The sequence below is a fragment of the Stenotrophomonas sp. STEN033 genome (assembly GCF_056856655.1).
The window spans coordinates 1-21,094 of record NZ_JBXFWM010000065.1; the positions used below are offsets into that span (position 1 = coordinate 1).

21 protein-coding genes and 1 tRNA gene are annotated in these 21,094 nt (G+C 63.7%); 9 read left to right on the plus strand and 13 right to left on the minus strand.

Going from position 1 to position 21,094, the window contains the following annotated elements:
* Nucleotides 1–255: 255 nt before the first annotated feature.
* From AC1VXC_RS17325 to AC1VXC_RS17335, 3 genes are read right to left on the minus strand one after another with little or no spacing between them, the layout of a single operon-like run.
* Entirely contained in the window at nt 256–1,206 is a 951-nt protein-coding gene (locus tag AC1VXC_RS17325; protein WP_481539651.1) for an aspartate carbamoyltransferase catalytic subunit, read from the minus strand.
* A gap of 17 nt (nt 1,207–1,223) precedes the next feature.
* The gene (gene ruvX / locus AC1VXC_RS17330; RefSeq protein ID WP_481528369.1) at nt 1,224–1,691 is read right to left on the minus strand and encodes a Holliday junction resolvase RuvX; all 468 of its coding nucleotides are present in this window, start codon (nt 1,689–1,691) and stop codon (nt 1,224–1,226) included.
* Nucleotides 1,684–2,250: a YqgE/AlgH family protein gene (locus AC1VXC_RS17335; protein ID WP_313170329.1), complete on the minus strand. Its 567-nt coding sequence runs from the start codon at nt 2,248–2,250 to the stop codon at nt 1,684–1,686. Before AC1VXC_RS17335 ends, ruvX begins: the two co-directional genes overlap by 8 nt.
* A 77-nt stretch (nt 2,251–2,327) precedes the next feature.
* Between AC1VXC_RS17335 and AC1VXC_RS17340 the strand changes: the two genes are divergently transcribed.
* The gene (locus AC1VXC_RS17340; RefSeq protein WP_481539650.1) at nt 2,328–2,864 is read left to right on the plus strand and encodes a DNA-3-methyladenine glycosylase I; all 537 of its coding nucleotides are present in this window, start codon (nt 2,328–2,330) and stop codon (nt 2,862–2,864) included.
* A 465-nt stretch (nt 2,865–3,329) separates the two neighbouring features.
* Here the strand turns inward: AC1VXC_RS17340 and AC1VXC_RS17345 are convergent, their stop codons facing one another.
* Both AC1VXC_RS17345 and AC1VXC_RS17350 read right to left on the minus strand, forming a co-directional pair.
* Entirely contained in the window at nt 3,330–4,460 is a 1,131-nt protein-coding gene (locus AC1VXC_RS17345) for a PilT/PilU family type 4a pilus ATPase (RefSeq protein WP_313170323.1), read from the minus strand.
* A gap of 112 nt (nt 4,461–4,572) precedes the next feature.
* Nucleotides 4,573–5,610, minus strand: coding sequence for a type IV pilus twitching motility protein PilT (locus AC1VXC_RS17350; protein ID WP_313170321.1), 1,038 nt, complete (start codon nt 5,608–5,610; stop codon nt 4,573–4,575).
* 86 nt (nt 5,611–5,696) lie between these two features.
* Here AC1VXC_RS17350 and AC1VXC_RS17355 point away from each other — a divergent pair, with 86 nt between their 5' ends.
* From AC1VXC_RS17355 to AC1VXC_RS17375, 5 genes are all read left to right on the plus strand, one after another.
* Nucleotides 5,697–6,368, plus strand: a complete 672-nt coding sequence (locus tag AC1VXC_RS17355; RefSeq protein WP_313170319.1) for a YggS family pyridoxal phosphate-dependent enzyme — start codon at nt 5,697–5,699, stop codon at nt 6,366–6,368.
* Between the two features lie 19 nt (nt 6,369–6,387).
* The gene (gene proC / locus AC1VXC_RS17360; protein WP_313170318.1) at nt 6,388–7,245 is read left to right on the plus strand and encodes a pyrroline-5-carboxylate reductase; all 858 of its coding nucleotides are present in this window, start codon (nt 6,388–6,390) and stop codon (nt 7,243–7,245) included.
* Nucleotides 7,246–7,419: 174 nt separating this feature from the next.
* Complete coding sequence (locus AC1VXC_RS17365) at nt 7,420–7,881, plus strand: DUF4426 domain-containing protein (protein WP_481539649.1); 462 nt, start codon at nt 7,420–7,422, stop codon at nt 7,879–7,881.
* Nucleotides 7,882–8,144: 263 nt separating this feature from the next.
* The gene (locus AC1VXC_RS17370) at nt 8,145–9,554 is read left to right on the plus strand and encodes a phosphatase domain-containing putative toxin (protein ID WP_481539648.1); all 1,410 of its coding nucleotides are present in this window, start codon (nt 8,145–8,147) and stop codon (nt 9,552–9,554) included.
* Between the two features lie 82 nt (nt 9,555–9,636).
* Nucleotides 9,637–10,044, plus strand: coding sequence for a hypothetical protein (locus AC1VXC_RS17375; RefSeq protein ID WP_313170312.1), 408 nt, complete (start codon nt 9,637–9,639; stop codon nt 10,042–10,044).
* Between the two features lie 90 nt (nt 10,045–10,134).
* Here the strand turns inward: AC1VXC_RS17375 and soxR are convergent, their stop codons facing one another.
* Nucleotides 10,135–10,569 (minus strand): redox-sensitive transcriptional activator SoxR, encoded by a 435-nt coding sequence (gene soxR / locus AC1VXC_RS17380; protein ID WP_313493190.1) that lies wholly within the window; start codon nt 10,567–10,569, stop codon nt 10,135–10,137.
* A 74-nt stretch (nt 10,570–10,643) separates the two neighbouring features.
* Between soxR and AC1VXC_RS17385 the strand changes: the two genes are divergently transcribed.
* Nucleotides 10,644–12,005: an MFS transporter gene (locus AC1VXC_RS17385; RefSeq protein WP_481539647.1), complete on the plus strand. Its 1,362-nt coding sequence runs from the start codon at nt 10,644–10,646 to the stop codon at nt 12,003–12,005.
* Between the two features lie 117 nt (nt 12,006–12,122).
* On the opposite strand, the gene AC1VXC_RS17390 is transcribed toward AC1VXC_RS17385, so the two are convergent.
* From AC1VXC_RS17390 to AC1VXC_RS17400, 3 genes are all read right to left on the minus strand, one after another.
* Nucleotides 12,123–14,084, minus strand: a complete 1,962-nt coding sequence (locus AC1VXC_RS17390) for an esterase/lipase family protein (protein WP_481539646.1) — start codon at nt 14,082–14,084, stop codon at nt 12,123–12,125.
* Nucleotides 14,081–15,070, minus strand: a complete 990-nt coding sequence (locus AC1VXC_RS17395) for an Lnb N-terminal periplasmic domain-containing protein (RefSeq protein ID WP_481539652.1) — start codon at nt 15,068–15,070, stop codon at nt 14,081–14,083. The genes AC1VXC_RS17390 and AC1VXC_RS17395 overlap by 4 nt, the downstream gene beginning before the upstream one ends.
* A gap of 507 nt (nt 15,071–15,577) precedes the next feature.
* Nucleotides 15,578–15,958 carry a nuclear transport factor 2 family protein gene (locus tag AC1VXC_RS17400; RefSeq protein ID WP_313170306.1) on the minus strand — a complete coding sequence of 127 codons (381 nt, stop codon included), beginning with the start codon at nt 15,956–15,958 and terminating at the stop codon, nt 15,578–15,580.
* 258 nt (nt 15,959–16,216) lie between these two features.
* Between AC1VXC_RS17400 and AC1VXC_RS17405 the strand changes: the two genes are divergently transcribed.
* Complete coding sequence (locus AC1VXC_RS17405; RefSeq protein ID WP_481539740.1) at nt 16,217–16,714, plus strand: pyridoxamine 5'-phosphate oxidase family protein; 498 nt, start codon at nt 16,217–16,219, stop codon at nt 16,712–16,714.
* Nucleotides 16,715–17,465: 751 nt separating this feature from the next.
* Here AC1VXC_RS17405 and AC1VXC_RS17410 read toward each other — a convergent pair.
* Nucleotides 17,466–17,870 (minus strand): hypothetical protein, encoded by a 405-nt coding sequence (locus tag AC1VXC_RS17410; protein WP_481539739.1) that lies wholly within the window; start codon nt 17,868–17,870, stop codon nt 17,466–17,468.
* A 316-nt stretch (nt 17,871–18,186) separates the two neighbouring features.
* On the opposite strand from AC1VXC_RS17410, the gene AC1VXC_RS17415 reads away from it, so the two are divergent.
* The gene (locus AC1VXC_RS17415; RefSeq protein WP_481539738.1) at nt 18,187–19,356 is read left to right on the plus strand and encodes a serine hydrolase domain-containing protein; all 1,170 of its coding nucleotides are present in this window, start codon (nt 18,187–18,189) and stop codon (nt 19,354–19,356) included.
* A 286-nt stretch (nt 19,357–19,642) separates the two neighbouring features.
* Here the strand turns inward: AC1VXC_RS17415 and AC1VXC_RS17420 are convergent.
* The 3 genes from AC1VXC_RS17420 to AC1VXC_RS17430 form a co-directional block, all read right to left on the minus strand.
* Nucleotides 19,643–19,717, minus strand: a tRNA-Val gene (locus tag AC1VXC_RS17420).
* A gap of 63 nt (nt 19,718–19,780) precedes the next feature.
* Nucleotides 19,781–20,134: a PilZ domain-containing protein gene (locus AC1VXC_RS17425; RefSeq protein ID WP_313170296.1), complete on the minus strand. Its 354-nt coding sequence runs from the start codon at nt 20,132–20,134 to the stop codon at nt 19,781–19,783.
* Nucleotides 20,131–21,090, minus strand: coding sequence for a DNA polymerase III subunit delta' (locus AC1VXC_RS17430; RefSeq protein ID WP_303749122.1), 960 nt, complete (start codon nt 21,088–21,090; stop codon nt 20,131–20,133). The genes AC1VXC_RS17425 and AC1VXC_RS17430 overlap by 4 nt, the downstream gene beginning before the upstream one ends.
* Nucleotides 21,091–21,094 lie beyond the last annotated feature (4 nt).

Below are 21,094 nucleotides of genomic sequence, written 5' to 3' on the forward strand. Positions count from 1 at the left end.
ACAGTGCGGCCCCCCCACCCCCCCCACCCACCACCGGGGCGCCCCCCCTGGGCGGCCCGGGGGCAACCCGGTCAACCCCCCCCCCCAATGGGCCGCGGCTCTACAGTGGGGCATCACGCAATCCCCATCGGCTTGTGGGAGCGCCGTAAGCCGCGAAGCTGACACTGCTTGAAAGCCATAGAGCTACCCCTCCCCAGCCCTCCCCTACGCCTTCGGCGCAAGGGAGGGAGGCAGGCAGCGGCAACCTCACCAATCTCAACCCAGCAGGGTTTCCAGCACCGCCATGCGCACGGCCACGCCGTTGGCCACCTGGCGCAACACCCACGACTGCGGGCCATCAGCTACTTCGTCAGTGACTTCCACGCCGCGGTTGATCGGGCCCGGGTGCAGCACCGCTGCGTCCTTGGCCGCGCGCTTCAGGCGCTCGTTGTTGAGACCATACTGCGCGTGGTACTGCTCCAGCGACGGCACCAGACCTTCTTCCATGCGCTCGCGCTGCAGGCGCAGCATCATCAGCGCGTCGACACCTTCCAGCATCGCATCGAAATCCTGCCCGACCACGCAGCCATCCAGGATTCCATCCTCCGGCAACAGCGACTGCGGGCCACAGACCCGGATCTCGCCCACGCCCAGCGTGCGCATCGCCTGCAGATCGGTACGGGCCACGCGCGAATGCTTCACGTCGCCAACGATCACCACTTTGAGCTTGGAGAAATCACTGCCCTTGGCCTGGCGCAGGGTCAGCATGTCGAGCAGCCCTTGGGTCGGGTGCGCGCTGCGGCCATCACCGGCATTGATCAGGGCCGTATCTTCACCGGCAGCGCCTGCCAGTTCAGCCACCGCGCCATCGTCCGGGTGGCGCACGATGAAACCGCGCACGCCCATCGCTTCCAGGTTCTTCAGCGTGTCGCAGGCGGTTTCGCCCTTGCGCGTGGAAGAGGTGGACGCATCGAAATTCAATACATCCGCCCCCAGCCGCTGCGCCGCCAGCTGGAACGAGCTGCGGGTGCGGGTGGAGGGTTCGAAGAACAGCGTGCAGACGCTGGTGCCGGCGAGCACCGCGCGCTTGTTGTTGATACGACCGACCGCGGCATCGCGGATCTGGCCGGCGCGGTCGAGCAGCTGCAGCAGGGTCTCACGCGGCAACCCATCCAGGGTCAGCAGGTGGCGCAGGCGTCCTTGGGCATCAAGTTGCGAAGCGGTCATGGCAGGGTCTTCGACAGTCAGGAAATAGGGGTGGCTTCGTGCGGCGCCGACAACCAGCGCTCGATGATGACGGCGGCAGCAACCGCGTCGAGGTTGGCGGCATCGCGGCGGCGCTTGCGGCCTTCGGCACGCTCCACCGCAAAGCGCTGCGCGGCCTCGACCGAGCTGGAGCGCTCATCCACCAGCAGTACCGGCACCTTGTAGCGCTGCTGCAACTGCCTGGCGAAGGCGTGCGCGCGCTTGCGGTTGGGCTGGTCTTCGCCTTCCAGCGTGAGCGGATCGCCGACGATCATGCCTTGTGGCCGCCATTCCTTGTGCAGGCGGTCCAGCGCGTTCCAGTCCGGACCATTGCCGTGCACATCGACTACCGCAATGGCACGCGCGCCGACACCCAGCGAACTGCCGATGGCCACGCCGATGCGGCGCGAGCCGACATCGAAGCCCAGCACCGTGCTGCTGGTGGAAAGCATGCTGGCCTCAGGCACGACCGCTGTATCCGGTGACCAGGAACAGATCGACACCGATGCGCGAGCCGGCAAGCTGCCAGCGCTCGTCCAAGGGGGTTTCAAACAATACGGTGGCATCGGCCGGCACGGTCAGCCAGCTGTTGTCCGCCAGCTCCTGCTCCAGTTGCCCTTCGCCCCAACCGGCGCAACCGAGCGTGACCAGCGCATTGCGCGGACCGTCGCCACGGGCCATGGCCTCGAGGATGTCGCGGGAGGTCGTGAGATACAGACCATCAGCCACTTTCAGGCTGGAATCCCATGCCCTGGCATCGTCATGGATGACGAAACCACGCTCGGTGTGCACAGGACCACCGTTGAGCACCGGCACGGCGCGCAGGTCGCCATCGTCGGTATCGATCTCCATCTGCGCGAACACGTCGCCCAAGGTGAAATCGGAGGCCTGGTTGACCAGCACGCCCATGGCACCGTTGCCATCGTGCTGGCAGATCAAGGCCACACTGCGGGCGAACAATGGGTCGACAAGTGATGGCAATGCCACCAGCAGGTGGTTGGACAGAGGGGGTGACAGCGCAGACATGTCTGCATTCTAACGGCTGCGGCCGCCCACCGCTGCGCAGCGGCGATAATCCAAGCTTCCCTGATGCGGAGATGCCGATGACCTACTACTGTGATTTCGCCCCGGGCCACCCCGTACATGGGCCGTACCACGAGCACGAGTATGGTTTCCCGCAGCGGGATGAACGCGAGCTTTTCGAGCGCCTGCTGCTGGAAATCAACCAGGCCGGATTGAGTTGGGAAACCATCCTGCGCAAGCGCGAAGGCTTCCGCAGCGCCTACAGTGGCTTTGATGTGGACGCGGTGGCTGCCTATGGCGAGGCGGATATCGCCCGCCTGCTGGCCGATGCCAGCATCATCCGCAACCGGCTCAAGGTGGCTGCGGCGATCCACAACGCGCAGGTGATCCAGGGGCTGCGCGCCTCGCATGGCGGCTTTGCGCAATGGCTGGACGCGCATCACCCCTTGAGCAAGGCCGACTGGGTGAAGCTGTTCAAGAAGACCTTCCGGTTTACTGGCGGCGAGATCACCGGTGAATTCCTGATGAGCCTGGGCTATCTGCCGGGCGCGCACCGGGAGGATTGCCCGGTAATGGTGAAGATTGCAGCGATTGGGCCGGCTTGGATGGACCGGTAAAGCTTCGAGGTATGCGGGAGCTTGGGCTGAGGGCCAAGGCCAGAGCCAAAGCCAAAGCCAAAGCCAAAGCCAGAGCACCCCTCCCCGGCCCTCCCCTTCGCTACGCGAAAGGGAGGGGGAAGAGCGGCCTCCGCCAAGGCCTCCGCCAAGGCCTCGGCTTTGGCTCTGGCTTTGGCTTTGGCTTTCGCTTTGGCTTTTCCTTTGGCTCGGCCTTGGCCCCTCCCTTTCGCACAGCGAAGGGGAGGGTTCGGGAGGGGTGCTGTTGATCTTGATCCTGACCTTGATCTTGATCTTGATCTTGATCCTGACCTTGATCTTGATCTTGATCTTGATCCTGACCTTGATCCTGACCTTGATCTTGATCTTGATCCTGACCTTGATCCTGCCCCTACCCTCGCCCCTGCCCCACCCATAAAAAAGCCGCCCACGAAGGAGCGGCTCTTCAAACCACCCAATCCGCCAGACTCAGCGAACCTCGGCAATCTCCACGCCATCCAGACCCTGCGACAAGGTCTTGGCATCACCGCCCTGCGACAGCTTGATGCGCAGGCGCACCTCGTTCTGCGAATCGGCATACCGCAAAGCGTCGTCGTAACTGATCTCACCGGCCTGGTACAGCTCGAACAGGCTCTGGTCGAAGGTCTTCATGCCCAGCTGCACCGAATCCTTCATCACTTCCTTGAGCTTGTGCACTTCACCGTCACGGATGTAGTCCTGCACCAGCGGCGTGCCCAGCAGGATTTCCATCGCCACGCGGCGGCCCTTGCCGTCCGGGGTCGGCACCAGCTGCTGCGCGACCACGCCCTTCAGGTTCAACGACAAGTCCATCAGCAGCTGGTTGCGCCGGTCTTCCGGGAAGAAGTTGATGATGCGGTCCATCGCCTGGTTGGCGTTGTTGGCGTGCAGGGTGGCCAGCACCAGGTGACCGGTTTCGGCGAATGCCACCGCGTGATCCATGCCCTCGCGGGTACGGATTTCGCCGATCATGATCACGTCCGGGGCCTGGCGCAGGGTGTTCTTCAGCGCCGCCTCCCAGCTGTCGGTATCGATGCCCACTTCACGCTGGGTGACGATGCAGCCCTCGTGCTTGTGCACGAATTCGATCGGGTCCTCGATGGTGATGATGTGACCGGTCGAGTTCTGGTTGCGATAGCCGATCATCGCTGCCAGCGAGGTCGACTTGCCGGTACCAGTGGCGCCGACGAACAGGATGATGCCGCGCTTGGTCATTGCCAGCGTCTTGATCACCGGCGGCAGGCTCAGCTCTTCCACGGTGGGAATGCGCGTCTCGATGCGACGCAGCACCATGCCCACCTGGTTGCGCTGGTAGAAGCAGCTGACACGGAAACGACCGACGCCGGATACACCAATGGCGAAGTTGCATTCGTGGGTTTTTTCGAATTCCTCGCGCTGGGCCGGCGTCATCACGTTGAGCACCATGTCGCGGCTTTGCTGCGCCGTCAGTGGTGTCTGGGTGATCGGCGACAGCTTGCCGTTGACCTTCATCGACGGCGGCATGCCGGCGGTGATGAACAGGTCGGACGCCTTCTGGTGCGCCATCAGCTTGAGGAACGAGGTGAAATCAATAGTGCTCATGTCTGGCTCCCGATGGAGAGCCGGAACAGGGCATGGGATGACTCCACGGCGCCCCGTCGATTCCGGCTTTTGCGAATCCCGAATTCCGAATCTCTAATCCCGAAACCTGGAATTACTCGAACAGACGCTTGTCCTTGGCGTATTCCTTGGCCTGGTTGCGGGTGATCAGGCTGCGCTTGACAAGATCCTGCAGGTTCTGGTCCAGGGTCTGCATGCCCACCTGCTGGCCGGTCTGGATGGCAGAGTACATCTGCGCCACCTTGTCTTCACGGATAAGGTTACGGATTGCCGGGGTTGCCACCATGATCTCGTGCGAGGCAATACGGCCACCGCCCACGCGCTTGAGCAGTGCCTGCGAAATCACCGCACGCAGCGACTCGGACAGCATCGAGCGCACCATCGGCTTTTCGCCGGCCGGGAACACGTCGATGATACGGTCGATGGTCTTGGCGGCCGAGCTGGTATGCAGGGTGCCGAACACCAGGTGGCCGGTTTCCGCCGCGGTCAACGCCAGGCGGATGGTCTCAAGGTCACGCAATTCGCCGACCAGGATGATGTCCGGGTCTTCACGCAAGGCCGAGCGCAGGGCTTCGTTGAAACCGTGCGTGTCGCGGTGCACTTCGCGCTGGTTGATCAGGCACTTCTGCGAGGTGTGCACGAATTCGATCGGGTCCTCGACGGTGAGGATGTGGCCGTATTCGTTCTTGTTGATGTGGTCGATCATCGCCGCCAGCGTGGTCGACTTGCCCGAACCGGTCGGACCGGTAACCAGGATCAGACCCTGCGGCTGCTCGATCAACTCACGGAAGATCGGCGGGCAGGCCAGGTCTTCCAGCGTCAGCACTTCCGAGGGAATGGTACGGAACACCGCACCGGCACCGCGGTTCTGGTTGAAGGCATTGACACGGAAGCGTGCCAGCGAGGGAATCTCGAACGAGAAGTCGACCTCGAGGAACTCTTCGTAATCGCGCCGCTGCTTGTCCGACATGATGTCGTACACCAGCGCGTGCACTTGTTTGTGGTCCAGCGCCGGGATGTTGATGCGGCGGACGTCACCGTCCACGCGGATCATCGGCGGCAGGCCGGCGGAAAGGTGTAAGTCCGAGGCCTTGTTCTTGACCGAGAACGCCAATAGTTCAGCGATATCCATACGCGCTCTGTCCCCTGCGTTGCGAGTATCTGTAAGGTGTTTCCCCTGGCGGGCAGTATAGCCTTCCCACGTAAGAGGTTGATGTTTTGCAAACCGTGTCTTTGGCCACCCTTCTGCAGCAGATCGACGCTGCTTCCAGCCCCTCCCGGGCCGTCCGCCTGCTGGCCGTTTCCAAGCTGCAGCCGGCCGCTGCGGTGGCCGCACTGGCCGCCCAAGGACAGCGCGCCTTTGGTGAAAACTATGTGCAGGAGGCTGCCGCCAAGATAGGCGAGCTGGCCGAACTGGGCCTGGAATGGCACCTGATCGGCCACCTGCAGTCCAACAAGGCCGAACTGGCCGCCCAGATCTTCGACTGGGTGCAGACCGTGGACCGGGCCAAGCTGGTCACCGCCTTGGCCAAGGGCCGCCCGTCCGCTCTGCCCCCCCTCAACGTGCTGATCCAGGTCAACATCGACGATGAAGACAGCAAGCACGGCTGCGCCCCGGAGCAGGTAACCGCGTTGGCTGAGGCCATCGCCAGCGAACCCCGGCTGTGCCTTCGCGGGTTGATGGCGATCCCGGCGCCCTTCCCGGAGACCGCCAAGCGCCAGGCCGCGTTCGCACGGATGCAGGCCTTGTTTGCCGGCCTGTCCGCGCGGCACCCGCAGGTAGATACACTTTCGATGGGCATGAGCAGTGATTTTGCCGAGGCCATCGCCGCCGGCTCGACCATGGTCCGGGTCGGCACCGCCTTGTTCGGCCAACGCCCTTCCCCTTGATCGCACCGAGATTGGATTGATGACCAGCCCGCACGCCGACCTTCCCGACACCCAGCTCCCCGACACCGACATCGCCTTCATCGGCGGCGGCAACATGGCCCGCAGCCTGATCGCCGGCTTGCTGCGACGCGGCATGGCGGCTACCCGCATCCATGTGGCCGAGCCGGTCGCCGCCCTGCGCGAGGCACTGGCGCAGGACTTCGGCGTCCACACCTACGACGCCGCCGAGGCCGCCGCAGGCCATGCCGGATTGTGGTTGATGGCGGTCAAGCCGCAGGTGATGCGCACGGTCTGCGAGGCCCTACGCCCCATCGCTGCTGCCCGGCAACCGGTGGTTGCCTCGATCGCCGCTGGCATCACTGCCGCGCAGCTGGAACGCTGGCTGGGCGGCAACCAGGCCATCGTCCGCGCCATGCCCAACACACCGGCCCTGCTCGGCGCAGGCGTCACCGGCCTGTTCGCCAACCCGCAGGTGTCCGCCGCGCAGCGCGCGCAGACCGAACAGCTTCTGGCCAGCGCCGGCCGCACCGTCTGGATCGACGACGAAGCACGGATGGACGCGGTGACCGCGGTCTCCGGCAGCGGCCCGGCCTATGTCTTCCTGCTGGCCGAGGCGATGGAAGCCGCGGCCCTCGAACAAGGCCTACCCGCCGAAGCGGCACGCACGCTGGTGCTGGAAACCGTGCTCGGCGCCGCGCGCATGCTGACCGAAGCCGGCGAAGCCCCGGCCGAACTGCGCCGCCGTGTCACCTCGCCGGGCGGCACCACCCAGGCAGCCATCGAAACCTTCCAGGCCGGCGGCTTTGAAGCGCTGACGGCGAAGGCCATCGATGCCGCAGCGAAGCGTGGCAAGGAACTGTCTGCTGCGAACGATTGATCTAGGTTTCTTTCGCGCATGCATGATCGAGCCCTCGTAGATATCTGCCTCTAATAGCCCCTCTCCCCTTGCGGGAGAGGGGTTGGAGAGGGGAGCAAGGCGAAGCCTTGTAGCTTCCAAGCAATCTTGAAGCCTCCCACCCATCAACAAACACCGCAGCCCAGGAGCTCCACCATGCACCGGCTCGCCCTAACGCTGTCCTCCACCCTGCTACTGACCCTCGCCGCCTGCTCCGCGCAACAAGCCCCGCGCGCAGCCGTCATCCAGCAATCGCAGCCCAGCCATGCAGACCTCGGCAAGCTGCGCGTGCACTACAACCTGCTGCCGACGCTGGCCATGAACGACGCCGTCGCCCGCAGCTACCAGGTGCAGCGCGAAGCCGACCGCGCACTGCTGGTGGTTGCCCTGCGTCAACTATCGCAAGGCGAAGAACTGCCAGCCGACGGCAGGGTGCAGGCCATCGCCACCGATCTCTCCGGCAAGCGCCAACAGATTGACCTGCGTGCGGTGCGCACCGGCCCCTATACCGATCTGATCGGTGTACTCGACGCGCATCCGCGCGATCAACTGCGCGTGGACCTGCAGGTCAGCGCTGACGCTGGTGCCGGAAACGTTCGCTTCGAACGAAATTTCTGAATCCCGCTGAAACAATAAGCATCGTCCTGCCTGCAGTTTCAGCCCTGTATTTCCGGGCAGAAAACGCCTTGGGAAAAGTCCGCATTTCCTTTCCCAATCAATTCGATATGACACTGCCGTGATGTTCACTTCGCGGCCTGCAGTGCGCCTGTGTCGTGCCCGCGCACGTCTTAAAGTCAAATTGACATGGCTCTGTCGCAAACCATACTGACGCCCTTTCCAATTCCGCGCGCGCCCCAGAAATGCGGCCAGCGACGGCCAAAGTGACGTCCTTGCCAGCCGACAACTCCCCCTCTCCGTTGCTGCAGCTGCAAGGCTGGGGCATGAGCCGTGGCCAGCGCACCGTGCTGACCGCCATTGACCTTGACATCGGCGGCACCGGCATCATCGTGCTGATGGGCCCGGGCGGCACCGGCAAGTCGTCGTTGCTGCAAGCGCTGTCCGGCCAGAGCAATGCACATGGCGAACGCTGGGGACGCCTGCTGTTCCAGGGGGCACCGCTGGAGGCCGCGACGCAGCCCCCCGTATTGGTGCAGCAACACGCCCGCGAACTGGGCTTCAGCGTGCTGGAGAACCTCAGTGCCGCACTGCGCCCGCAATGGGGCAACAAACCGCAGGCGCTTCGCGAAGAGATCGACGCACGCTTGCAGGCCCTTGGTGCCAGCGCCGTGGCTGCCCATCTGCAGCAGCGCGTGATCGACCTCCCGCGCGGGCTGGCCCGGCAGGTCGCGCTCCTGCGCGCCGCCTTCAGCGGCAGCGCCCTGCTGTTGATCGACGAACCCACCAGCGAGCTGGAGCCGGCCGAGGCCGAAGCGGTACTCACCCTGATCGAACGCCTGTCCGCTGCGCACTGCTGCCTGGTAAGCCTGCATCACCAAGGCCAGGCCCGACGCCTGGCTTCACGGGTGATCCTGTTGGCCGGCGGCAAGGTACAGGTCGATGCGCCGGTGGATGCGTTCTTTGCCAACAGTGGCCAACACCCGGTGCTGGCGCAGTTCCTGCGCACCGGCAGCTGCCATGTCCCGGCGCCGGATGCACGCATCGAGGAACTGGCGGAAGGTGTTGTCGTTCCTGCTCCCGTTTTCATCGCTGAAAAGTCCCCACCCCGCCCTTCCACGCCAGCGCTCGAAGCTCCTCGTCCTGCGTCTGTGCCAATGTCGACACCCGAACCGGTCAGCCTGTCTGCCACACCCTCACGCCGCGGCCCCAATGGCTTCCACTGGCTGGTGCCGGGCAAGCTCGCCGGCTGCCCGATGCCTGGCGTGGTATTCGCCATCGATCACGATCTGGCCTTGCTGCGTGGCATGGGCGTCACCGTGCTGGTCAACCTGACCGAACGCGAGATGCCGGCCGAGCGACTGGCTCCCTACGGGCTGCGCAGCTATCACCTGGGCATCGTTGACCGCGGTGCACCGCCGCTGTTGTGGGCCAAGCTGCTGCTGGCCAAGATCGAGGTGATGCTGCGCGAAGGCGAGGTCGTCGCCGTGCACTGCCTGGCCGGTCTCGGCCGCACCGGCATGGTGTTGGCCGCCTGGTTGATCCGCGAAGGATTGACCGCCGATGAAGCGCTGCGCCGCCTGCGCACGCTGGACCCGGGCTTCGTGCAGTCGCAGGAGCAGGAAGACCTGCTGCATGCGCTGGAAGAAAACCTGCTGATCCGCGCCTGCGACTGATCAAACCCTGAGTGATGCCGGGTCGCATTGCGGCCTGCGGGCAGCGCTTTTCCTTTTCTCCCCCTTCCGCAAGGATCCCCCCATGTCCCTCGACACCACCCTGCAGCAATCCGTTGCCTCCATTCCCGAATGCGTGGCCGCCGGCTACGTCGATATCAGCTCCGGTATGTTGCTGTCGGTACGCACCGTGGATTCGCACCCGCGCGAAGTGCTGGACCTGGTCGCCGCCGCCACTGCCGACCTGTACCAGGGCCCGAACATCCGCAGCATCGAGCAGATGTTCCGCCGCGCACGCGGCCTGGAAGAGCAGGAAGGCGCGCACTACTTCCAGGAAATCATCGTCAACAGCGAGAACCTGATCCACATCTTCATGCGCGGCAAGCGCTACCCCGACTACGTGATGGTGTTCGTCTGCCGGCGCACCGCCAACCTCGGCATGGCACTGACCCGCTCGCGCCTGGCGATGCCGCTGATCGAAGCGGAAATCTGATCCATCCGGGCCACGCACTGTGGCCCGGGCAGCAACCGCTGCTGGCGTGTCGTCCGATACCCGGAAGCTTGCCGATCCGGTCGCGCAACGCTAGCCCACGCGTTGCGGACCCTCGCCCTGCTGGCCCAGCACATCCTGCGGATTCAGCAGGCCACAGCGCTTCAGCGACAGGCAGCCACAGCCGATGCAATCGCTGAGCTGGTCACGCATGAACTGCAGTGTTGCGATGCGCTCGTCCAGTTCCTTGCGCCAGCGCGCCGACATCCGCGCCCAATCGGCCTTGCTCGGCGCGCGTCCTTCCGGCAATTCCGCCAGACGCTCGGCCACTGCCTGCAGCGGCATGCCCACGCGCTGTGCGGCCTGGATCAGTGCCAAACGTCGCAGCACATCACTCTGGAAGCGCCGCTGGTTGCCAGCGGTGCGCTGGCTCTGGATCAGCCCCTTGCGCTCATAGAAGTGCAAGGCCGACACCGCGACCCCGCTGCGCCTTGCGACTTCCCCTACACTCAGTTCCCGCGTGGACATCACTTGACCTGAACCATGGTTGAGGTGTGATGCTGCACGCCCCCCAGCCGCAACTCAAGCAGCAGCGTCGCATCATGAGTTCTCCAAGCATCGCGCCAGCAGCACCGGCCAGCAGCTCCATCCTCGCCCCACAATACCGCGCCACCACCTTCGGCATGGTCGCGCTGATCTCGCTGATCGCCTTCGAGGCGCTGGCCGTGGCGGCCGCGATGCCCAGCGTGGCTGAAGCATTGGATGGCTTGCGCCTGTATGCGCTGGCCTTCGGCGGCGCACTGGCCACCAGTGTGATCGGCATGACCCTGGCTGGCCGCATGTGCGACCAGCAAGGCCCGGCGCGACCGCTGTGGCTGGGCCTGGGCAGCTTCCTGGTTGGTCTGCTGCTGGCCGGCCTGGCGCCGCGCATGGACGTATTGATCGTCGGCCGCCTGCTGCAGGGCGTCGGCATCGGCGCGATTTCGGTGTCGCTGTATGTGCTGGTCGCGCGCACTTATCCGGAAGCGCTGCGGCCCAAGGTCTTCGCCGCCTTCTCTGCTGGCTGGGTGGTGCCTTCGCTGATCGGCCCTGGCCTGAGCGGGCTGATCGTGCAACACCTGAGCTGGCGCTGGGTCTTCCTCATCGTGCCAGTGCTGGCCTTGCCGGCGGCCTGGCTGCTGTTGCCGGCACTGCGCAGCACCCACACCAGCATCCGCCGTGATCTCGAGCAGCGGCCGGTGGTGCGCTGGGCGATAGGCACGGCGCTGGCCGCGCTGTTGCTGTATGTCGGCGGACAGCTGCAAGGCATGCAGGCGTTGGCGGTGATGGCAGCGGCGGTGGCCGCACTGATCTTCTGTGCCCGCCATCTGCTGCCCAGCGGCAGCTTGCTGCTGCGCCGCGGCCTGCCCAGCGTGATTGCCTTGCGCGGCATTGCCGCCTCGGCCTTCTTTGGCGCCGAAGCCTTCCTGCCACTGCTGCTGCAACGCGAGCGCGACCTGTCGCCGCTGTGGGCCGGCGCAGCGCTCAGCCTGGGCGCGCTGGGCTGGTTCTCCGGCTCGTGGCTGCAAGGCCACCAGCACTTCGGCTGGCGACGCACGCACATGCTGCAGGCCGGCACCTGGTTGATGCTGGCCGGTCTGCTGGTGAGCGTGCTTACCCTGTACCCGGGCGTGCCCTTGATGCTGGCGCTTGCGGGCTGGGCATTGACCGGGCTGGGCATGGGCCTGATCTACCCCAGCCTGTCGGTGCTGACCTTGTCGCTGTCGGCACCGCACGAGCAAGGTGCCAACAGCTCGGCCCTGCAGCTGAGCGAAGGCATCGCGGTCGCCTCCACGCTGGCGATCTCCGGCTCGCTGTTCGCCGCAACCGTTGGCGGCAATGAAACCAGCGGCTACCTGCTGTGCTTCGTGGTGACGCTGCTGTTGGCCGGATTGGCAACCGTGGTCGGGCGCCGGATTGCTTGAGCAACGCCTGCTGAGCGACATCGGCTGAGCCACCTCAGCCGCTCGGCGCAGGCCAAGCAGTATTGGACAAGGCAAGCGCGAACACGCGCGGGCTGCACCCTGCAGCCCGGCAATGTTTCAGTGCGCGGCATCCACGCCTTCCACTTCCAGCAGGTCCTTGCGCAGGATGCGGCGCACTTCCAGCACCGCTTCCGGCGTTTCCTGCACGCTGTGGCCGGACACGATCACCTTCTCCGACAGCGCGCCATCCAGATGCGCGCTCCAGTACGGCACCAGCCCATCATCGGACTCGGCGGTCGGCACCTCGGCTTTGCGCTTGGCGATGATGGAGTGGTACTTCAGGCCCGGCTGGATCGGCAGTGCCGAGGACGCCTCGATGAAGGGATCGCTGGCCTTCAGGTTCTCGATGCTGTTGGTAATCACCGGTTCCTTGGGCTTCTTGCCATCGGTTTCGCCCGGGTCCTGCAGCGCCATGAAGGCGTCACCAAAGGCACCCAGAATCGTCAGCGGCAAGCGCACCAGTCTGCCAATCAAGCGACCCAGCCGGTTACCGGCCGCATCCGTGCCCTTGTGCGGTGAGGCCAGGAAGATCGCCCGCTCCACGTTCGGCTGCGGGGTGAAGTGCAGCACCGGCCCGAGCTTGGCTTCCACCCGCGCCAAACGCTCGCCTTGCAGGTTGTAGCGCCTGCGGGTGTTGTCCCATAGCACCTCGCCGGAGTCGCTGAGCATCAGGCGCGCGATCACGCCGCCCATGCTGTGGCCAATGAACACCATGTCATGCGATGCCGGCGCCGTGCCCTTGGGATCGAAGTGATGCAGCGTGCTGTTGAAGGCCTTGCTGATGGTGTAGCGGTTCAAGGCGATCGGCGCATTGGTCGGGTAGTACACCGACCACACCTGGTAATGCTCGCGCATTTCCTCGTCGCCCATGATCTCGTTGGCCAGGTTCACCCAGGCCTCCGGGCTGCTGGCCAGGCCGTGCAACATGAAGATGATGCGCTTGTTTGGATCGTAGGGCTGCATCAGGTAGATATGCGGCTCGCGGATGCCTTCGCCACGGCCAAACAAGGTGCGCAGTGATTCGGTGGCAAACCCGGACTGGGCAAGCCACAGACCATAAGCGGCGGTGAAATTGGCCGCCAACGGCACTTCCTGGCCATGCATCTGGATGCTGGTGAGGTCGGGCGAATAAGCCTGAAGCTGCACATGGCGGGTAGCCAGTACTTCCTCCAAGGTGTCGCCGCTGAAGTTCAGCACAGCGGTGGCATTGATCGCCGGCATCTCGCTGTAGACAGGCAGCTGCTGGTTGCGCTCCTCCACTTCCAGCGCCTGCGCCAGCGTTGGTGCTTCCATCATCGCCACCAGCTCGGCACCAAAGCCATCGCGGCGATACGAGCTGCGCAGGCCAGCAAAGCTCACCGAGGACGCCGCTACCAGTTGCTTGGGCACACCTTCAAGCTTGAGCCCGTCGAACTGCGAACTGATGGTCCAGTCATCCACCTGCACCGGCAGGTTGATGTCCTCGCCTTCCAGCGCGCGCGCGCGGGTGCGCTGGAACACCACCGAAGCGGCCTGCTCGGTGGCGTAGTTGTAGTAATCCCGCACCTGGGTCAGCCGATCTTCCAGAGCGCGTTGCGCCGGGCTGCGACCGCTGAAGAACAGGTACAGATAGGAATAGCGTGCGGTTTCCAGCCAGGCATTCAAGGCCGCTGGCGGCAACTCGATGGGCTCATTGCCCTTGGCCTTGGGGGTGAGCGCCAAGGCTTCCTGCATCCACAGCTCGGCCAGCGTGGACAGGCGCTGCTCGGACTGCAGGCCGTCGTTGGTGGTGACCGTCTGCCGGCAAGCGGGCAGGTCCTTGCTGCAATCACTGTCAGTCAAGCCAATGACCGACAGCGACTCCTGCGACAAGGCACTGAGCTTGCCGGTGCTGAGGATGTCGCCACGTTTCTGCATTACATAGTCGGTATTGCTCACCGACTTCATCTTCACCATCGCGCAACCGCTGGACAGCAGCAGCGCCAGTACCGCGACTACCGGCACCAGCCGGCGTATCCATGTCTGCGGGGTGTGGGTCATGGGTCAGTTCCTGGGGCGGGAATGCCGGGTACACCTGTGCGTATCCGGGAAGAAAAATCAGCTACATCGCCTGCGTCACGGGCACGCTGGGTGATGCGCCCGGCTTGCCGCAACTGGGCCAGCGGCACCCCCGGGGTCAGCCCGCCGACATCCTCGGCATACTCGGCCAGATAGCCGGAGGCCAGCAAGCGGTAATCCAGCGGCAGCTTGGGCTGGATGCGACGCATCAGCTCGAACACCACCGTGGTGCAGTTGCTGGTCAGCGTGTTGTAGAAACGCGGCGCCTGTTCCAGCTGCTGCGCGCGGTCCACGTAGAAACGCAGCAGATCGCGCATCTTGTCCGGGCTCAGCCCATGCAGGCGGTACAGATAGACATCCTCGCCACGCACATTGCTGCGCGTCAACACGATGTCGCGCTCATCCGAGGCCACCAGCACCGACTCGAACTTGCGGAAGAAGCCCCCCAGCGCCGAGAACGACTCGCCCTGCTCCTTGCGGATTTCCAGCGAGAACACCAGCTGGCGGCCGTCGGCAAAGCCGAAGGACACCAGGGTGTGGGCGATGGCCGGCCCCATCCAGTAGGACAGGATCATGTCCACCGATTGCACCTGCGACAGATCGTATTCGCGCGCCTCCCAGCGCACGTCGTAGTCGGTCTTGCTGCGCCAATGGAAGTTGCGCACGTTGTCGATGATCAGGCGGTCGCCCTCGATGCGTGCATGCAGCGGCTGCGCCACGTCATCGGCCCAGGCCCGGTCCTGCCGCGGGTCGATCGTCGCCCACCAGATCAGCATCACCGCGAACAGCGCCCCAAACACCGCCAGCGAATGCCAGCGCCGCACCGGCCCGAAGCCCGCGCGGATCGCCCAGATACTGGGCACGCACCAGACCAGGATGGCCACGACCTTGGCCACCACGTTGCCGGGGAACTGGTACCACAGCGCAAACCCGCCCCAGATACCGATGCACAGACACAGCAACGCCAACAGGACCCGACCGACGCCACGCACAACACTGAGCAGACGCCGCTTCCCTACATTTGCCACTTCACTCTCCTGAAAGACCCAACGGCCCCCCAAGCGCATCGCGCCCAGCCGGAACCACCGCGAACTGAATGGGCCGCCAGCGACCCGCGGCAAAGATAGCCTGCCGGACGTGGAAAGCGGAGTGAAACAATCAAAAAGCCAACTGAAGCGCAAAGCCGTTCATTTAGACGGCCGGCCAGACGAACAAGCAGATAACCCCGTAGCCCCGTAGCCCGGGTAAGCGCAGCGCACCCGGGGCCGCTGGCACATGAGCTCGCACGACCACCAGCCCCAACCTCCCGGTTTGTGGGAGCGGCGGCAGCCGCGAAGCCGATGTTGCTGAAACCCTGGGCCGACGTGCCAGCTGACAATGCACCAGCTTCGCGGCTGACGCCGCTCCCACAGGCAACCCACCCAACGGCAATCCGGGCGTCTGATCAAGTCCTCCCGCCCCGGCAAACAGGCAGGCTAGGCCTGCTGCGCAGGCGTCTCGGTATGGGCTGCCGCCAGCCACTTGCCGTCCCGCCTGACCCAGGTGGTGCTGTCAAAACAGGTCATCTCCTGCGGCTTGCCATCAACCTCGAAGCTCTGGCTGACCTTGTAGGTAGCAATGGCCACATTGTCGACGGGGAAAAACACCTGCTCATCGGAGAACGAAAAACCTGTGACACGTGCAGGCCCCTCCTCGGCCATCTTCATGTAATCGGCCGGACTGAAGTGATGCACGCCATACATGGCAACCATCGTCGCCTTGTCGGTCAGCAGCGCGGCAGCCTTGGCAGGTTGCTGGTCCAGCATGGCCTGCCAGAACGCAACCTCAAGCTCCATGATCTCGGCACCGGTCGTCATGTGACTCTCCACGGATTGGGGACTTCAGGCTGTCACACCATTTGTTGGCCATCCGTGAGCCAAGCGCTATACGCAGACGAAGACAACCACCACCTGCCGGCTTCAGCTCCATGACCAGGCATCAGCGCTTATGGCAGCACCCTTTGAACACAAGATCGTGATGCTGATACCGGCAGACGTTGTCGTCGCATGCACATACCTTCTCGCCGTTGATACATCACTGTCTTCAGGCTGGTGCCACACTACGGAGGACAGCGCATGAATGACGAGAATCAGACCGAACAGCACGAAACACTGGTCAAGCTCATCAAGAAGTTCGGTACCGCAATGCTCACCACCCGCTCCGCGGACGCAAGCATGCATTCCCGGCCAATGACGCCCTTGGGCGACGACTTCGATGGCGGCTTCTGGTTTGCGACGGAAATAGACAACGCCGCGGTGCGCGACATCCAAGCCAATCCCGAGGTAAACGTCTGCTTCATGCATGAGGGCGACAATCACTTCATCTCGGTGACGGGCCGCGGCAGCATCAGCCAGGATCGCGCACAGATCGCGCGCCTGTGGTCCGCGCCGATGAATGCCTTCTTCAAGGGGGGCAAGGATGACCCACGCGTCTGCCTGATTCGTATCGACGCCCAGCATGCCGATTACTGGGACGGCCCCGGAAACCTGCTGACCAAACTGGTGTTTTTCGCCACGGTTGCCACCACCGGCAATCACGAAGCACTCAGCGACACTGGCTCGGTCAATCTCTGAGCCAGCAGCGGGCGGCCGCCACGATTTGGTTGTCGCCCACTGCATGGCTGCAGGAAGGGTTCACAGGTGCCGGCGGCCAAGGCCGCGCAGCGCGGACCGTGCGGACCGTGCAGATAGGGAAGCATCGAAAAGCCGCCAGAGCCGCGATGCCAGTGACTCAAATAGACCAGCCCCACAATCCGCCGATAGTCACCGTAGCCCGGGAAAGCGCAGAGCGCACCCGGGGCCTTCCGCGCACAGCCTTGAAGATCACCAGACTCCAACCTCCCGGGTGCGCTCCGCTTACCCGGGCTACACCAATGCTCTGACTCGGACACTGATTGGCATCGGAAGCAAAAAGCCGGCCCAGGGCCGGCTTTTCTGTAAATGAGCACAGAGGGTGCAACGAGCCCTATGCCCGGTCTCGGAGGCGAATTCACCGAGAAGATTCAACCATTAGGGCAAAGCGTTTCAAGGCAAGATTCAAAAATCGCCTCACACCTATCAGGCGCAGTACCACGCGCAATACAGGCATTGTATGAATTCAAACACGGCGTCCCACACCGGGACGCCGAGGCCGTACCACCAAAGACAGCCATAGAAAGAAAGCCACAGGCGACAACTCGCTTGATCCATTTCTTCATGCCACTTTCCTTGTTGGCCTGATCATTCAGGCGGCCCAGCATAGATTTTCCGGAAAGCCGATTCCGTTCAACAGCCCACAATTCGGGAAGTACGGACAGCCCATGCAACACCCAGGCGCCAACGAACTTCAATGAATGTTCGGCCCTACGATCCCGCTCTCCAGCCAGGCCGCAACCTGCGGCAACAACGCCACAACCGAAGCCGCCAACTGGTCGTATCGGCTCTGCTCGCTGCCGAAGGCCTTGAACGAAAAACCACGAAAATCCATGTGCTGCTCCGTATCGATCAAGCGTTTCCTAAGCAGCGGATCCGTTTCGAAGACCCGCTTCGGCACCTCCCCCGAGTTGGCGTCAACCCAAGTCGCCGGAACGCGGCTGAACTCCAGGATGAAGCTGCCGCCATACGTCCAGTATTGGATCGACAGGAAGTCACGGTGAGCGTCATTGGAACGAACGAAGTTTGCTATCCCGCTACCACCAAACCCAAGCCGGCGGATCTCTGGCAGCAGGATCTTCTTGATTGAAGTGGCCATCATTTGGCCGGGAGCCTTCACTAGTTCCTATCCCTGAATTAAGTCAGCCGTCATAAGACCCCAATGCAAACGCGTTTGCCAGCAAGGAATCGACTCTGCCCCCTGCGCTCCGCATTTCCCCGTTCGCGCTTGGTGGGTGCTGTGCAGCGCAAACCAGATCCGGCACCGAAGACCCCGCAAACGGCCCCTCCTCGCCATACACCGCGGCGGGAGACCAACTGGAAGGGCGCCGGGGCGGCCTCTACGGGAACCGTGTTAAGCCGCTGCGATCGGCTAGTCTATGCAGTTACTTCCACGGCCCTTCAAGCACTGACGCATGCAAGCGATTTCGAGGATTGTTCGAAACAGGCGATGGTTCAAATTTTTCGTATTGTCCACCGCGCTCTTGTCCGCGGGCTGCAAGAACAATGCGCCGACGAAGGATCTGGGAGCGGACATTGATGAGGTCGCTGCAACGCTGATCGAACAGCCTTTGCTGCACTCCACCTCGATCGCAGTCGTGTATCGGGGTCAGGAATTCATTCGCCACCGCGGCAACATGGAAACTGGCAGGCCGGGGGTTCCGACCGATGCGACCCGCTACGAAATCGGCTCACTGAGCAAGACCCTGGCGGGAACCCTGATGGCCAACGCCGTGTTGGAGCGCAGACTGAGTCTGGACGACGATGTCCGGATGTACCTGCAAGGGGACTATCCGAACCTGCAGTACAAGGGTGACCCCATTCGCATCCGACACCTGCTGTCGCACACGAGTGGCCTACCGAACATGCTGCCTGAACGCGCAAACACGGTGCTCGCCGACTTCACCGATAAACATACGCCTGGCGAGCTCAATGGCATCTACGCGGGCTACGGCAAGGCTGATTTCTTCAAGGACCTGCACGCTGTCAAGATTCATCAGGCGCCCGGAAAAGACTACGCCTACTCCAGTACCGGAACCGAGCTGGTGGCGCACATACTGGAAACCGTCTACAAGAGCGACTACGAGTCTCTGCTACGGGGATTTTTTCGCGATTCCGCGGCGATGGCGGACTTGAAAATCAAGCTGAGCGACGCCGAGGCGCCTCAGCTTGCGATCGGCTATCACAGCAACAACCCGGTACCGACCACACCGATGCCGCAGTTACCTTGGGGCGCATCCGGAAATGTGAAGGCGACCGTCCCGGAAATGGTGAAATACCTCGAGTTCCAGTTGGCCGATGATTCCGTGGTCCAGGAATCGCATCGCACGCTTGTCGAATTCGACTCCGAGTTCAGCATTGGCTATTTCTGGAACATCATCGCGGGCGACCGCTCGAAAGGCACTTACTACGCCCATCATGGCGGCGTTCCTCGCTCGCAGTGCTACATCTACATTCTGCCGAAGTACGACCTGGGCATTTTCGTGATCACCAACCAAAGCGGCGACCAAACGGCGCACGCCATGGAAGCAGCGATCGACACCTTGGTGGAACGGATTGCTGCTCGAGAAAAAGCGCTGAATTAGTATCTTTCACTACCGCCTTTTTGCGGCTTTTGGTCTAGAACTTGGAAACGCCCACCGTCTCCCGGTAGCAGCTGTTACTTCGAAGCCCAAGAGTACTCATTGGCCCCAGTGGTGCAGCTGCGCAATGCGTTTGGTCGACGTGTACCAGCACATGGCCAAGTGACTCACCCGACTGCATCTCGCGGCGGGGAATGCTCCACCCGCTTGCCATACCGCGTGCACTTGCAGCCTTACACCCACGAAAAAACCGGCTCTCGCCGGTTCTTCTGCAACACTTTGATTTTTATGGTGGGCGGTACAGGGATCGAACCTGTGACCCTTGCCGTGTGAAGGCAATGCTCTACCGCTGAGCTAACCGCCCGTGTTGCGAGCCGCTCATTATAGGGGGCTGAGCGAGCACGTCAACATTTTTCTTCACATCACTTCACATCGTCTGCGTGGGCTTGTCCGAGCTGGATGTGCCGGCCAGCAGGGTCTCGATCTTGTTGCGGATGGCCTCGCCGTCGACGCCGTCAGCCAGCTGCACGCCGATGCCGGCCTGGCGGTTGCCCTGCGCGCCCAGCGGGGTGACCCAGACCACCTTGCCGGCCACCGGCAGGCGCTCGCTGGAGTCCGGCAGGGTCAGCAGCAGGAACACCTCGTCGCCGAGGAAGTAGCGCTTGGGCGTGGGCACGAAGACGCCACCGTTCTTCACGAACGGCATGTAGGCGCCGTACAGCGCTGCCTTGTCCTTGACCGCCAGCGAAAGGATGCCCTGGCGGGCGTTCATCGCACTCATCGAATAGTCCCCTTGGATTGCACTTGGTTGGCCGCGCCCCATGCCAGCAGCAACTCCACCACGGCCAGGTCGGCGCGGATGGTGGTGCGCAGCAGGTCGCGGGTGCGATTGGCGGCATCAAACCAGGCGGCCAGCTTGTTCAATCGGGCCGGATCGGTCAAGCCGTCGGCCGCTTTCTTCAGTGCCAGGTCGGCGGCATGGCGCAGGCGCAGGTCGGCGTTGTCGTCGCCGGTCCAGCGCTGGGCCAGCTCGACGCTGCCCAGCTTGCCGGCCAGCAGTTGCTCCAGCTCGCTGGCAACCTGCCGACGCAGGGCCATGCCCTCGCCCTGCAGCCACTGGTCGGCCAATGCCGGGTGGCCGCGGGTAGCGTCCAGTGCTTCACGCGCCACGCCTTCGGTATAGCCACGCGACTGCAGCCAGGCCATGGCTTCCTCACGCGGCGGCATGCGGAACTCCAGGCGCTGGCAGCGGCTGCGGATGGTCTGCGGCAGGCGCGCCGGGTCGGCGCTGAGCAGCCACAGGTAGCGGCCCGGCGACGGCTCTTCCAGCGTCTTCAGCAAGGCATTGCAGGCAGCGCGGTTGATAGCGTCGGCCGGATCGACGATGACCACCTGGGCCACACCGTAATGCGGGGTCAACGCCAGCTTCTGCGAGATCTCGCGCACCTGCTCGATGACGATCTCGGTGCGCAGCTTGTCGCCGGTCTTGTTGGGAATGAAGCTGGTGAACTGCAGGTCCGGGTGGGTGCCGGCGGCGATCAACTGGGCGTTGCGCTGGCGTGCCGCCGCGTCCTCGCCATGGTTGAGCACATGCGCAGCCAGCCGCATCGCCACCGCGCGCTTGCCCATGCCGGCCGGGCCGCACAGCAACAGGCCGTGGCCGAGCCGGCCCACGTCCAGCGCAGCCACGGTCTGGTCATAGACGCGCTGCTGCCAAGGGGCGAGTGCTTCGCTCATCGGG

What these genes read in the sequence shown, in the direction of transcription:
- AC1VXC_RS17335 (WP_313170329.1), bottom strand. Translation starts at nt 2,250, where the DNA reads ATGTCTGCGCTGTCACCCCCTCTGTCCAACCACCTGCTGGTGGCATTG.
- AC1VXC_RS17390 (WP_481539646.1), bottom strand. Translation starts at nt 14,084, where the DNA reads ATGACCCACACCCCGCAGACATGGATACGCCGGCTGGTGCCGGTAGTC.
- proC (WP_313170318.1), top strand. Translation starts at nt 6,388, where the DNA reads ATGACCAGCCCGCACGCCGACCTTCCCGACACCCAGCTCCCCGACACC.
- soxR (WP_313493190.1), bottom strand. Translation starts at nt 10,569, where the DNA reads ATGTCCACGCGGGAACTGAGTGTAGGGGAAGTCGCAAGGCGCAGCGGG.
- AC1VXC_RS17405 (WP_481539740.1), top strand. Translation starts at nt 16,217, where the DNA reads ATGAATGACGAGAATCAGACCGAACAGCACGAAACACTGGTCAAGCTC.
- AC1VXC_RS17430 (WP_303749122.1), bottom strand. Translation starts at nt 21,090, where the DNA reads ATGAGCGAAGCACTCGCCCCTTGGCAGCAGCGCGTCTATGACCAGACC.
- AC1VXC_RS17410 (WP_481539739.1), bottom strand. Translation starts at nt 17,870, where the DNA reads ATGGCCACTTCAATCAAGAAGATCCTGCTGCCAGAGATCCGCCGGCTT.
- AC1VXC_RS17345 (WP_313170323.1), bottom strand. Translation starts at nt 4,460, where the DNA reads ATGAGCACTATTGATTTCACCTCGTTCCTCAAGCTGATGGCGCACCAG.
- AC1VXC_RS17350 (WP_313170321.1), bottom strand. Translation starts at nt 5,610, where the DNA reads ATGGATATCGCTGAACTATTGGCGTTCTCGGTCAAGAACAAGGCCTCG.
- AC1VXC_RS17400 (WP_313170306.1), bottom strand. Translation starts at nt 15,958, where the DNA reads ATGACGACCGGTGCCGAGATCATGGAGCTTGAGGTTGCGTTCTGGCAG.
- AC1VXC_RS17325 (WP_481539651.1), bottom strand. Translation starts at nt 1,206, where the DNA reads ATGACCGCTTCGCAACTTGATGCCCAAGGACGCCTGCGCCACCTGCTG.
- AC1VXC_RS17365 (WP_481539649.1), top strand. Translation starts at nt 7,420, where the DNA reads ATGCACCGGCTCGCCCTAACGCTGTCCTCCACCCTGCTACTGACCCTC.
- AC1VXC_RS17375 (WP_313170312.1), top strand. Translation starts at nt 9,637, where the DNA reads ATGTCCCTCGACACCACCCTGCAGCAATCCGTTGCCTCCATTCCCGAA.
- AC1VXC_RS17425 (WP_313170296.1), bottom strand. Translation starts at nt 20,134, where the DNA reads ATGAGTGCGATGAACGCCCGCCAGGGCATCCTTTCGCTGGCGGTCAAG.
- AC1VXC_RS17385 (WP_481539647.1), top strand. Translation starts at nt 10,644, where the DNA reads ATGAGTTCTCCAAGCATCGCGCCAGCAGCACCGGCCAGCAGCTCCATC.
- AC1VXC_RS17340 (WP_481539650.1), top strand. Translation starts at nt 2,328, where the DNA reads ATGACCTACTACTGTGATTTCGCCCCGGGCCACCCCGTACATGGGCCG.
- AC1VXC_RS17415 (WP_481539738.1), top strand. Translation starts at nt 18,187, where the DNA reads ATGCAAGCGATTTCGAGGATTGTTCGAAACAGGCGATGGTTCAAATTT.